This window comes from Teichococcus deserti (genome assembly GCF_001982615.1).
Lineage (GTDB): Bacteria > Pseudomonadota > Alphaproteobacteria > Acetobacterales > Acetobacteraceae > Pseudoroseomonas > Pseudoroseomonas deserti.
Map to the genome: position 1 here is coordinate 1 of NZ_MLCO01000315.1, position 10,979 is coordinate 10,979.

Consider the following 10,979-nt stretch of genomic DNA (forward strand, 5'->3'; position numbering starts at 1 on the left):
AGCGCCGCCCAGCAGGAGCGCGACGCCCGCCGCGCCGCCGCGCTGCGCGAGAATCTGCGCCGCCGCAAGGCGCAGAGCCGCGGCCGGGCCGAGGAGGAAGCGGCCGCAGCCAGGCCGGCGCCGCAGGACACCCCCGACTAAGCGTCCCCAGCAGGGCGTCCCGGCAAGGCTCCGGTTGCCGCCGGGGGGCCACTGGGCTATCCCGGCCGCCCAACGCCGCAGCCCTGGAAGTCCCCTCGCCATGCCCATCATGCCCGACCACTGGATCCGCCGCATGGCGACGGAGCACGGCATGATCGAGCCTTTCGTCGAGAGCCAGCGCCGCGAGGGGGTTATCTCCTTCGGCCTCTCCTCCTACGGCTACGACGCCCGGGTGGCCGACGAGTTCAAGGTCTTCACCAATGTCGACAACGCGCTCGTCGACCCGAAGAAATTCTCGGATGATAGCTTCGTCACCCGCAAGGGCGAGACCTGCATCATCCCGCCGAACTCCTTCGTGCTGGCCCATACGGTCGAGTATTTCCGCATCCCGCGCGACGTCCTGGTGATCTGCCTGGGCAAGTCGACCTATGCCCGCTGCGGGCTGATCGTGAACGTGACCCCGCTGGAGCCGGAATGGGAAGGCCAGGTCACCATCGAGATCAGCAACACCACGCCCCTGCCGGCCCGCATCTACGCCAATGAGGGCATCTGCCAGTTCCTGTTCCTGCAGGGCGCCGGCGAGCCGGAGATCTCCTATGCCGACCGCCGCGGCAAATACATGGGCCAGCGCGGCGTCGCGCTGCCGCGGCTGTAAGGGGCTCACCTGATGGATCGCATCCGCCTCCAGGGCGGCCGCCGGCTCGATGGGCGCATCGCCATCGGCGGCGCCAAGAACGCCGCCCTGCCGCTGATGGCCACTTCTCTGTTGACCGAGCAGGCTGTGGTGCTCACCAACGCCCCGGCCCTGGCCGACGTCGCCACCATGGGCAACCTGCTGGCGCAGCACGGGCTGAAGGTCGAGCACGACACCACCACCCGGCAGATCCTGCTGGACGGCGCAGCGACCCAGTTCGAGGCACCCTATGACCTGGTGCGCAAGATGCGCGCCTCGATCCTGGTGCTGGGCCCGCTGCTGGCCCGCTTCGGCCAGGCCCGCGTCTCGCTGCCCGGCGGCTGCGCCATCGGCACCCGCCCCGTCGACCTTCACCTGAAGGGGCTGGAGCAGATGGGGGCCGTGATCGACCTCGAGGCCGGCTATATCAACGCCCACGTGCCGAAAGGGGAGAATGGGGGCCGGCTGAAGGGCGCCCGCATCATCTTCCCGCAGGTCTCGGTGGGCGCCACCGAGAACCTGCTGATGGCGGCGACGCTCGCCGAGGGCACCACCCAGCTGATCAACGCCGCCCGCGAGCCGGAGATCACCGACCTGGTGAAATGCCTGGTCTCGATGGGGGCAAAGATCGAGGGCGAGGGCAGCGACCGGCTGACGGTGCATGGCGTCGACAGCCTGCACGGCACGACGCATGCCATCCTGCCCGACCGCATCGAGGCCGGTACCTTCGCCTGCGCCGGCGCCATCACCGGCGGCGAGCTGCTGCTGGAAGGCATGACGCTGGAGCTGTTCGGCGCCTGCACCCGCTCGCTGCGCGAGGCCGGCGTCGAGATGCTGCAGGAGGAGGACGGCGTCCGCTGCCGCCGCCTGAACGGGCTGCACGGCGTCGACGTGATGACCGAGCCCTTCCCCGGCTTCGCCACCGACATGCAGGCCCAGTTCATGGCGCTGATGGCGGTGGCCGACGGTGCCTCGATGATCACCGAGACCATCTTCGAGAACCGCTTCATGCATGTGCCCGAGCTGACCCGCATGGGCGCCCGGATCAATGCGCACGGGTCCTCGGCCATCGTCCGCGGCGTCGCCAAGCTGTCCGGCGCCCCGGTCATGGCCACCGACCTGCGCGCCTCGGTCTCGCTGATCATCGCGGCGCTGGCCGCCGAGGGCGAGACCATCGTCAACCGCGTCTACCACCTCGACCGCGGCTATGAGCGGATCGAGGAAAAGCTCGCGGCCGTCGGCGCCGACATCGAACGCATGCCAGGCTGACATGGCCATGGCACCCTTCCGGTGATACAACCCGCCATGGACCAGCCCCTCGCCAGCCCCGACCGGGGCACCTTCGCGGGTGACCAGCCCCTCGTCCTGGCCCTGCCCAAGGGCCGCATCCTGGACGAGCTGGCGCCCCTGCTCGGCGCCGCCGGCATCGTGCCGGCCGCCGACTTCCATGGCTCCAGCCGCCGGCTGCGCTTCGAGACCAACGACCCGGCGCTCGACGTGGTCCGCGTCCGCTCCTTCGACGTGGCCACCTTCGTGGCCTTCGGCGCCGCCCAGATCGGCATCTGCGGCGCCGACGTGCTGATGGAGTTCGACTACCCCGAGATCTACGCGCCGCTCGACCTCGGCATCGGCCGCTGCCGCGTCTCGGTGGCCGAGCCGGTGGGCGAGAGCGAGACCGAGACGCTCGGCCGCCGCTCCCGCGTCGCCGTCGCGACCAAGTACCCCAACATCGCCCGCCGGCATTTCGCGACCAAAGGCATCCAGGCCGAGGTGGTGCATCTGAACGGCGCCATGGAGCTGGCCCCCTCGCTGGGCCTGGCCAAGCTGATCGTCGACCTGGTGCAGACCGGCTCGACGCTGAAGGCCAATGGCCTGGCCGAGACCGAGGTCATCGCCCAGATCAGCTCCCGCCTGATCGTCAACCGCACGGCGCTGAAGACCCGGCCCGAGGCGATCGGCGACTGGCTGTCCCGCTTCCGCGCAGCGCTCGACAAGGTGGCCGCATGATCCGCCTCAACACCGCCGATGCCGGCTTCGAGGCCGGCTTCCTGGCCCTGCTGGACCAGGCGCGGGAGACCACGACCAAGGTCGACGCCGCCGTCTCCAGCATCATCGCCGAGGTCCGCGCCGGGGGCGATGCCGCGCTGCTGGACCTGACCGGCCGCTTCGACCGCTGGACGCCGGCGGACGCCGCGGCCTTGCGCGTCACCGAGGCCGAGATCGACGCCGCCCGCGCCCGCTGCGCCCCCGAGCTGCTGGACGCGCTCGACCTGGCGGCCACCCGGATCGAGCGCTTCCACGCCGCGCAGCTGCCGCGCGACGTGGAGCTCGACGATCCGCTCGGCCTGACGCTCGGCCTGCGCTGGGGCTCGATCGACGCGGTCGGCCTCTACGTGCCGGGCGGCAAGGCGGCCTATCCGTCGTCCGTGCTGATGAACGCCATCCCGGCCCGCGTCGCCGGCGTGCCGCGCATCGCCATGTGCGTCCCCACCCCCGACGGGGTGCTCAACGACCTGGTGCTGGCCGCCGCCCACCGCGCCGGCGTGACCGAGATCTTCCGCATCGGCGGCGCCCAGGCGATCGCCGCCCTGGCCTGGGGCACGGCGACCATCGCGCCCGTGGACCGCGTCGCCGGCCCGGGCAATGCCTATGTCGCCGAGGCCAAGCGCCAGGTCTTCGGCCGGGTCGGCATCGACAGCATCGCCGGCCCCTCCGAGGTGGTGGTGCTGGCGGACGCCAGCCAGAACCCGGCGCTGATCGCCATGGACCTGCTGGCCCAGGCCGAGCATGACGAAAGCGCCCAGTCGATCCTGATCACCACCAGCCACCAGATGGCGAACGCCGTCGAGCATGCGGTGCAGGACGCCCTACTGACCCTGCCGCGGGCGGGAATCGCCGGCGAGAGCTGGCGGCGCCACGGCGCCATCATCGTGGTCCACGACTGGGAGGAAGGCGCCCGGCTGGTCGACCGCCTGGCGCCCGAGCATCTGGAGATCATGGTCTCCGAGCCCGGCCCCCTCTTCGCCCGCATCCGCCATGCCGGCGCCGCCTTCCTGGGCGCGCATTGCCCGGAGGCGCTGGGCGACTACGTGGCCGGCCCGAACCACGTGCTGCCCACCGGCCGCACCGCCCGCTTCGCCTCCGGCCTGTCCGTCTATGACTTCCTGAAGCGGACGACCTGGATCAGCGCCGAGCGCCGGGGGCTGGAGGCCATCGGCCCCGCCGCGGTGGCGCTGGCCGAGGCCGAGGGCCTGTCCGCCCATGCCCGCAGCATCAGCCTGCGGCTTGGTTGATTGGCCTCAGGCGCCGGCGCCCGTCTCCGCGGGCGTGGCTGGCGCGCCATGCGGCGCGGGCCGCCTTCGCGGCCTCAGCCGGCCTGCGGCCGACTGCAGGTCACGCGATGAACAGGCCAGGTCGTTGCGGCGCGGCACCATCCCCCGCGCCGCGGCCTGGGCTGCCGCGCGCGGGCTGTCCTTGACCAGCCGCGGCCAGACCATCATGTTCTGGCCACGAATGCCCCGGCGCAGGTTCTGCGGCGGCCGTTCCCCCACGTCCGAAGCGGAGATGTCCGGCGCAACCCGCGTCGCCTGCCGCAATGAAGAGGTCTGATGTCGAAAGAAGATATGATCGAGTTCAGCGGCCAGGTCGTTGAACTTCTGCCCAACGCGATGTTCCGGGTGAAGCTCGACAACGAGCACATGGTCCTGGCCCATACCAGCGGCAAGATGCGCAAGAACCGCATCCGCGTCCTGGCCGGCGACCGCGTCAACGTCGAGATGACGCCCTACGACCTGACCAAGGGCCGCATCACCTTCCGGTTCAAGTAATGTCCGTGGCGGGCCTCGCGGCCCCCGAATTGCTTGATGCCCGTCCGCCGCTGGTGCTCGCCAGCGGCAGCCCGCGCCGCCTGGATCTGCTGAGGCGGATCGGCGTCGTGCCGGCGCGCGTCTGCCCCCCCGACATCGACGAGACGCCGCTGAAGCAGGAGCTGCCGCGCCAGCTGGCCGGCCGCCTGTCCCAGGCCAAGGCGCGCGCCGTCATGGCCGCCGAGCCCTCTGGCCTGGTGCTGGCCGCCGACACGGTGGTGGGCGTCGGCCGCCGCATTCTGCCCAAGGCCGAGACGATCGAGCAGGCGCGCGACTGCCTGGCGCTGCTCTCCGGCCGGCGGCACCGGGTCTATACCGGGGTCGCGCTGGGCCTGCCCGACGGGCGGCTGCTGACCCGGGTGGTGGAAAGCGTCGTCAGCTTCCAGCGCCTGACCGAGGCGCAGACCAAGGCGTATCTCGCCAGCGGCGAATGGCAGGGCAAGGCCGGCGGCTACACCATCCAGGAATCGGCCGAGGCCTTCGTGCGCTTCCTCTCGGGCAGCCATTCCAACGTGGTCGGCCTGCCGCTGCACGAGACCGCCCAGCTGCTGCGGGGCATCGGGTGGCTGCGCCCCTGATCGTCCTGTCGGTGTCGCCCGGCGAGCGGCGCGTGGCGCTGCGCCGGGGCGACACGCTGGACGCCGCCTTCGTCGAGCGGCCGCACCGGCCGGAGGGGCTGGGCGATCTCCATGTCGCCCGTGTCGCTGCCCGCGCCCCGGCCATGGGCGGCGTCTTCCTGGCGCTCACCGGCGGCGAGACCGGATTCCTGCCGGATTCCGAGGGCGGCAAGGGCCGCGGCGAAGGCGACTGGCTGCGCGCCGCCGTCACCCGCGCGGCGCAGGGCGGCAAGGGACCGCGCCTGGCCGCCCGGCCCTCGCCCGAGGCGGTGACCGGCCCGGTCCGGCTGCTGTCCCGCGGGCCGGAAGCGGCCCTTCGCCTGGCCGCGCAAAACCCCGAGGCGATGATCGTCACCGACCACGCCGCGACCGCCGCCCGGCTGCGCGGGGTTCTGGGCACGGCCCGGATCGAGCTTTCGGCGCGTCCCGCCTTCGACGACGCGCTGGAAGAGGAATTCGAGCTGCTGTCCGGCATGGCGGTGGCGCTGCCCGGCGGCGGGCGGCTGACGCTGCACCCGACCCCGGCCCTGCTGGCCATCGACATCGATGCCGGCGCCGTTTCCGGCGGGCGCGACGCCACAGCGCACAAGGCGCTGAACGCCGCCGCCCTGGCCGAGGCGCTGCGGCAGATCCGCCTGCGCCACCTCGCCGGCGCCATCCTGGTCGACATGGCCGGCATGGCCATCGCCCGCCGCCGCGAGCTGCTGCCCGGCCTGGCGCCGCTGGTCGCCGCCGACCCCGCGCTGAAGCTGATGGGCCTGACCGGCCTCGGCCTGATCGAGCTGCAGCGCCGCCGGGTCCACACGCCGCTGCATGAGATCCTGGGCGACCCGCCCTCGCCGCTGACCCGAGGCCTGGCGGCGCTTCGCCGCGGCCTGGCCGAGGCCACTCGCCGCCCCGGCGCCCGGCTGGCGCTGACCGCCTCGCCCGCCGTGCTGGCGGCGCTGGCCGACTGCCCCGGCGCGCTGGACGATTTCACCGAACGCGCCGGCGCCCTGGCGCTGCGCCCCGACCCGCTCTGCCCCCCCGGCCAGGAACATGTCCATGCCGAGTGACACCACGCCGAAGCCCCGCCCGCGCTGCCCGGTCTGCGGCAGGGCGAGCGAGCCGGCCCACCGTCCCTTCTGCTCCGATCGCTGCAAGCAGGTCGATCTCGGCCGCTGGCTGAACGGCGGCTATGCCATCCCGGGCCGCCCGGTCGAGGACGAGGATCCCGAGGACCAGCCCTGAGGCATCAGCCCTGACGCGGCCATTTCACGCGTTTGCAAAACAATCGGCTTTGGGCGCTGGACAAGCGCCACGGCGTCCGGTATTTCCCCGCCATCTGCCGACGGCGCCTCTCGAGGCGCTGCACTATGGGCCCAGATAGCTCAGTTGGTAGAGCATGCGACTGAAAATCGCAGTGTCGGTGGTTCGATTCCACTTCTGGGCACCATTCTCCCCCCTGAAATTCGATGGTTTCCGGCTCAGGGCGCCGCTGTGCTGTGGCAGAAGTCCTGCGGACGGTGCGCTGCGACGACGGCCATCCTTGCCTGCTCGCACAGCACGAATGCCATCCATCCAGCCTTGCTGGCCGAGGAGTGCCGCCCGTCATAGGTGCGGCCCAGGCCCGTGAAGGGACAGCTGCCAAGGTAAGGCGGCCCGTCGGCGGCGGCCTTCGCGAAGTCCGGCCCTCATCTCGTTGCGATTTCCACATGAATTTCCCGCCGGTCGGTCAGGCCGGGCCTCGGCGCGGCAGGCATGAAAAAACGCCCCGGCCTGCACCGGGGCGTTTCGTTCGTGATCGGCGCGAGGCGGCGGGGCGAACCCGGCCACGCCGCGAAGGCCGGCCCGGAGCAGTCCGCCGGGCCGGTGCTGTCGTCAGGCGATGACGGGGTCGTAGGCGCCGGTGCGGCCCTCGTCGACGCCGTACTGGATCCAGTGCAGCGCCAGCTGGTCGGCGCTGAGCCCGGCCAGGTCGGTGTTGACCGCGGCATAGGACTGCTCGTTGAAGCGATCCGTGGTGCGGCCTTCCTCGGCGCCGTACTGGATGTAGTGCATGGCGGCGAGATCCTCCATCTGACCGGTGGTGCTCGCCTGGCCATAGACATCGATCAGGTCACGATGGCTCGCCAGGTACTGCAGGGAGTCGAAGCTCGTCTGACGCCCCTCGCCCGCACCGGCTTCGATGAAGTGCTGCGCGCCCTTGTCCTCGATCTGCTTCTGGTCGAGGCCGCCCCAGAGGTCGCGCAGATCCGACTGCGACGCGACATACTCAAGGCCGCTGAAGGTGACGCTGCGGCCTTCCTTGAAGCCGTCCTGCACGAAATGCTGCGTCGCCGCATCCTCGTTCAGGAAGAAGGTGCTGCGCAGGTCGTCATAGCTGGCGATGTAGGACAGTCCGGCGAAGTCCGTCTCGCGGCCCTCGGCACGGCCAAACTCCAGGTAGTGGCGCGCGCCGGATTCATCGGCATTGGCGCCCCAGCCGGCCAGCACGTCCGTGTTGGCGGCGAGATAGGCATTGCCGTCGAAGGTGATCTCACGCCCCTCGATGGCGCCGGCATCGCGGAAATGCGCCCAGCCGGCGCCGGCATTCGCACCGAAGGCCTGGGTCAGGTCGCTATGGGAGGCGATGTAGGAATAGGCGAAGAACTCGTTCACGTCCTTGAGGTCGAGCGTGCCGCCGACGCCGGTGAACTGCACCGCCTCGACGTCCAGCAGAGTGTCGACACCGTCGGGGCCGCGCACCAGACCCTCGCTGTCATAGCGGAAGACCTGGTACTGTTGCTGGTCGCCCATCACCTTGACGGTGTCACGGCCATCGCCGCCCTCGACGCGGTCATTGCCGGTGCCCGGGTCGATCAGATCGTTGCCGCCGCGCGCCTCGATGAAGTCGTTGCCGGCGGCGCCCGCGAAGGTGTCATCGGAATTCGTGCCGACCAGACGATCGTCACCGGCGGTACCGATATAGACAGCCATTGGCGTTTCTCCTTTGCTTCGCTTCGTGCGGCAGGACAACCGACGGCGCGGCCAGAGGTTTCCTGAAACCGGTTGCGTAAGGATCTGTGTGCATGACGAGAGAGATCGAGACCGTCTCCAGCCGCGTCGCCTATGAAAACCGCTGGCTGCGCGTGCGGGAGGACATTATCCGCCGCGCGGACGGCTCCGACGGCCTTTATGGCGTCGTCGAGCGCAGCGATTTCGTCGTGCTGCTGCCCTGGCATGACGGCGGGCTGACGCTGGTTGAACAATATCGTTACCCGGTGCGGCAGCGGCAGTGGGAGCTGCCGATGGGCACCTGGGAGTCCGCGCCCGACACCGATCCGGCCCAGCTCGCCGCCGCCGAGCTGCGCGAGGAGACCGGCCTGGTCGCCCGGAACCTCGTGCGCATCGGCGGAATCCTGCAGGGCGCCGGCTACTGCAACCAGCGCGGGCACATCTTCTGGGCCTCGCAACTGACGCAGCAGGACCATCAGCGCGAGGCCACCGAGCAGGATCTGGTCTGCCGCCATTTCCCGCTGGCCGAGGTGGAGGCGATGATCCGCGACGACGTGCTGGTCGACGCCCCCAGCCTGGCCGCCATCGCCATGGCCCGCCTCAAGGGTTTTTTCTAGGTCGCCTTCCAGGTTGTGCGTGATGGGATATCACGCCCCCCTGCACGGTGCGGCAACGCAACATCGCCCCGGGGCCTTTCGCGCCCTCCCCTGTCGGCAACAGAAACATCGGGAAAGGCTCAAGCGCCGTCCCCATGAAGTCCGGCGGCTTATCCCCAGCTTCGTCCACCTGTTCTGGGGATAGTTTCTGGCGCTCCCCCGGCCCGGTCGGGTAAAGCCGGCCCATGCAGACTTACGACGCGGTGGTGCTGGGGGCCGGAGCGGCCGGACTGATGGCGGCGATGCGCGCCGGGCAGCGCGGACGGCGCGTGCTGGTGCTCGACCATGCGCCGCAGGCCGGCTCGAAGATCCTGATCTCCGGCGGCGGGCGCTGCAACTTCACCAACACCGGCACCACGCCCGAGCGGTTCTTTTCGGCCAACCCGCATTTCTGCAAGTCGGCGCTGAAGCGCTACACCCCCGCCGACTTCCTGGCGCTGGTCGAGAAGCACCGCATTGCCTGGCACGAGAAGACGCTCGGCCAGCTGTTCTGCGACGGCTCCTCGCGGCAGATCGTCGCCATGCTGCTGGCGGAATGCGCGGCCGTGGGCGTCGAGCTCCGCCTCGGCCACCGCATCACCGACGTCGCCCGCGCCGACGCCTTCACCGTCACCACCGATCGTGGCGTTTTCTCGGCACCGGCGCTGGTGCTGGCGACGGGCGGGCTGTCGATCCCGAAAATGGGCGCGACCGGGCTGTCGCTCGACATCGCCCGCCGCTTCGGCCTGGCGCTGACGGAAACCCGCCCTGCCCTGGTGCCGCTGACCTTCGATGGCGCGCTGCTGGAGCTGATGCGGCCGCTCTCGGGCCTGGCCGTCCCCGCCGTGGCCCGCGCCGGCCGCCACCGCTTCCCCGAGGCGGTGCTGTTCACCCATCGCGGCCTGTCGGGGCCGGCGATCCTGCAGGTTTCCTCCGCCTGGAAGCCGGGGGAGGCGATCGCCCTCGACCTGCTGCCCGGCCAGGACGTCCAGGCGCTGCTGGTGGAGAAGAAGCAGTCCCGCCACAAGGCGGAGCCGCGCACCGTGCTGGGCGAGGTCCTGCCGGCGCGGCTGGCCCAGGCGCTGGCTGCGGCTTGGCTGCCCGATGCGCCGATGGCGCGGCAGACCGACCGCGACCTGCGCCGGGTCGGCCAGACCCTGTCGCACTGGTCGCTGACGCCCGCGGGCACCGAAGGCTACGCCAAGGCGGAGGTGATGCTGGGCGGCGTCGACACGGCCGGCCTGTCGTCGCGCAGCATGGCGGCCGAGGCGGTGCCCGGGCTGCATGTCATCGGCGAGGCGGTGGACGTCACCGGCTGGCTTGGCGGCTACAATTTCCAATGGGCCTGGGCCAGCGGCTGGGCGGCGGGCGACTCCGTCTAGAGCGTGCTGGCTTGAGGTGGCAACACCGGAAAGCCCGGATCACGCGACCAACACAACGCTGGAACGGGCTGCCTGCGTCCTGCCGCAGGCAAACCGTTCTAGCGCGGCCGCGGCGCCACCAGCGCGATCCGAGTCGAATCGCCGTCGACGAAGCTCAGCGCCAGGTTGTCGCCGCTCCAGGCGAAGTGGCGCAGCGTGTCGATCTGTCGCAGCGCCAGCGGCCGCCCGCCCTCCAGCGGCCAGAGGAAGACCGCGGCGCGCCGGCGCACGCCGCCGAAGCCGGTCAGCCGCCCCGGCTTCAGCCCGGAGAAGCGCCCCGCCAGCCAGGCGCCGTCGCTGCGCCAGGCCAGCCGCGGCAGGGTGTCGGGCGCGCCCAGGCGGCCGACCAGCACACGCTCCACCTGCTGGCTGCGCGGGTCGATCAGGGCGACGGCGACGCTCTCGCGGTCGGGCGGGCCGACATTCTGCGCCACCATCTGCTGGTCCGGCCGCACCGCCTGCCCCGCTCCGGCACCCAGCCGGGCGAGGTCGGCGAAGAGGTCGTGCGGCCGCTGCAGCGCGCCGGTGGTGGCGTCGAACTGCGCCGCCGCGCCGCTGCGGCGCTCCAGCACCGCGCCGGTCAACGGGTCCAGCACGGAGAGATGGGCCAGCAGCCGGTCGGGCGCCTCGAAGAGCAGCAGCGCCGGCCG

The 10,979-nt window shown here is 71.2% G+C and carries 12 protein-coding genes and 1 tRNA gene; 11 read left to right on the top strand and 2 right to left on the bottom strand.

The window, feature by feature from the left end:
• The first annotated feature begins 241 nt into the window (after positions 1-241).
• The 9 genes from dcd to BKE38_RS25485 all read left to right on the top strand — a co-directional run bounded on the left by dcd (position 242) and on the right by BKE38_RS25485 (position 6,732).
• Positions 242-796: a dCTP deaminase gene (gene dcd, locus BKE38_RS25440; RefSeq protein ID WP_076960012.1), complete on the top strand. Its 555-nt coding sequence runs from the start codon at positions 242-244 to the stop codon at positions 794-796.
• Between the two features lie 12 nt (positions 797-808).
• Positions 809-2,083, top strand: coding sequence for a UDP-N-acetylglucosamine 1-carboxyvinyltransferase (gene murA / locus BKE38_RS25445; RefSeq protein WP_076960013.1), 1,275 nt, complete (start codon positions 809-811; stop codon positions 2,081-2,083).
• A gap of 36 nt (positions 2,084-2,119) precedes the next feature.
• On the top strand, positions 2,120-2,821 hold the full coding sequence (gene hisG / locus BKE38_RS25450) for an ATP phosphoribosyltransferase (RefSeq protein WP_076960014.1): 702 nt from the start codon (positions 2,120-2,122) through the stop codon (positions 2,819-2,821).
• Positions 2,818-4,107, top strand: a complete 1,290-nt coding sequence (hisD, locus tag BKE38_RS25455) for a histidinol dehydrogenase (protein WP_076960015.1) — start codon at positions 2,818-2,820, stop codon at positions 4,105-4,107. The genes hisG and hisD overlap by 4 nt, the downstream gene beginning before the upstream one ends.
• A 315-nt stretch (positions 4,108-4,422) precedes the next feature.
• Positions 4,423-4,641 (top strand): translation initiation factor IF-1, encoded by a 219-nt coding sequence (gene infA / locus BKE38_RS25465; RefSeq protein ID WP_007003972.1) that lies wholly within the window; start codon positions 4,423-4,425, stop codon positions 4,639-4,641.
• 5 nt (positions 4,642-4,646) lie between these two features.
• Entirely contained in the window at positions 4,647-5,258 is a 612-nt protein-coding gene (locus BKE38_RS25470) for a Maf family protein (protein ID WP_420014337.1), read from the top strand.
• Entirely contained in the window at positions 5,243-6,352 is a 1,110-nt protein-coding gene (locus tag BKE38_RS25475) for a ribonuclease E/G (RefSeq protein ID WP_076960018.1), read from the top strand. The genes BKE38_RS25470 and BKE38_RS25475 overlap by 16 nt, the downstream gene beginning before the upstream one ends.
• Positions 6,342-6,527, top strand: a complete 186-nt coding sequence (locus tag BKE38_RS25480; RefSeq protein ID WP_083747863.1) for a DNA gyrase inhibitor YacG — start codon at positions 6,342-6,344, stop codon at positions 6,525-6,527. Before BKE38_RS25475 ends, BKE38_RS25480 begins: the two co-directional genes overlap by 11 nt.
• Positions 6,528-6,656: 129 nt before the next feature.
• Positions 6,657-6,732 (top strand) — tRNA-Phe (locus BKE38_RS25485).
• Positions 6,733-7,157: 425 nt separating this feature from the next.
• Here the strand turns inward: BKE38_RS25485 and BKE38_RS25490 are convergent.
• Positions 7,158-8,255, bottom strand: coding sequence for a calcium-binding protein (locus BKE38_RS25490; protein ID WP_076960020.1), 1,098 nt, complete (start codon positions 8,253-8,255; stop codon positions 7,158-7,160).
• Between the two features lie 92 nt (positions 8,256-8,347).
• On the opposite strand from BKE38_RS25490, the gene BKE38_RS25495 reads away from it, so the two are divergent.
• Entirely contained in the window at positions 8,348-8,890 is a 543-nt protein-coding gene (locus tag BKE38_RS25495; RefSeq protein WP_076960021.1) for an NUDIX domain-containing protein, read from the top strand.
• 224 nt (positions 8,891-9,114) lie between these two features.
• The gene (locus BKE38_RS25500; protein ID WP_076960022.1) at positions 9,115-10,290 is read left to right on the top strand and encodes a BaiN/RdsA family NAD(P)/FAD-dependent oxidoreductase; all 1,176 of its coding nucleotides are present in this window, start codon (positions 9,115-9,117) and stop codon (positions 10,288-10,290) included.
• A gap of 98 nt (positions 10,291-10,388) precedes the next feature.
• On the opposite strand, the gene BKE38_RS32430 is transcribed toward BKE38_RS25500, so the two are convergent.
• The coding region (locus BKE38_RS32430) for a hypothetical protein (protein WP_165694285.1) at positions 10,389-10,979 on the bottom strand (591 nt) is incomplete at its 5' end.

What these genes read in the sequence shown, in the direction of transcription:
- dcd (WP_076960012.1), top strand. Translation starts at nt 242, where the DNA reads ATGCCCATCATGCCCGACCACTGGATCCGCCGCATGGCGACGGAGCAC.
- murA (WP_076960013.1), top strand. Translation starts at nt 809, where the DNA reads ATGGATCGCATCCGCCTCCAGGGCGGCCGCCGGCTCGATGGGCGCATC.
- hisG (WP_076960014.1), top strand. Translation starts at nt 2,120, where the DNA reads ATGGACCAGCCCCTCGCCAGCCCCGACCGGGGCACCTTCGCGGGTGAC.
- hisD (WP_076960015.1), top strand. Translation starts at nt 2,818, where the DNA reads ATGATCCGCCTCAACACCGCCGATGCCGGCTTCGAGGCCGGCTTCCTG.
- infA (WP_007003972.1), top strand. Translation starts at nt 4,423, where the DNA reads ATGTCGAAAGAAGATATGATCGAGTTCAGCGGCCAGGTCGTTGAACTT.
- BKE38_RS25480 (WP_083747863.1), top strand. Translation starts at nt 6,342, where the DNA reads ATGCCGAGTGACACCACGCCGAAGCCCCGCCCGCGCTGCCCGGTCTGC.
- BKE38_RS25490 (WP_076960020.1), bottom strand. Translation starts at nt 8,255, where the DNA reads ATGGCTGTCTATATCGGTACCGCCGGTGACGATCGTCTGGTCGGCACG.
- BKE38_RS25495 (WP_076960021.1), top strand. Translation starts at nt 8,348, where the DNA reads ATGACGAGAGAGATCGAGACCGTCTCCAGCCGCGTCGCCTATGAAAAC.
- BKE38_RS25500 (WP_076960022.1), top strand. Translation starts at nt 9,115, where the DNA reads ATGCAGACTTACGACGCGGTGGTGCTGGGGGCCGGAGCGGCCGGACTG.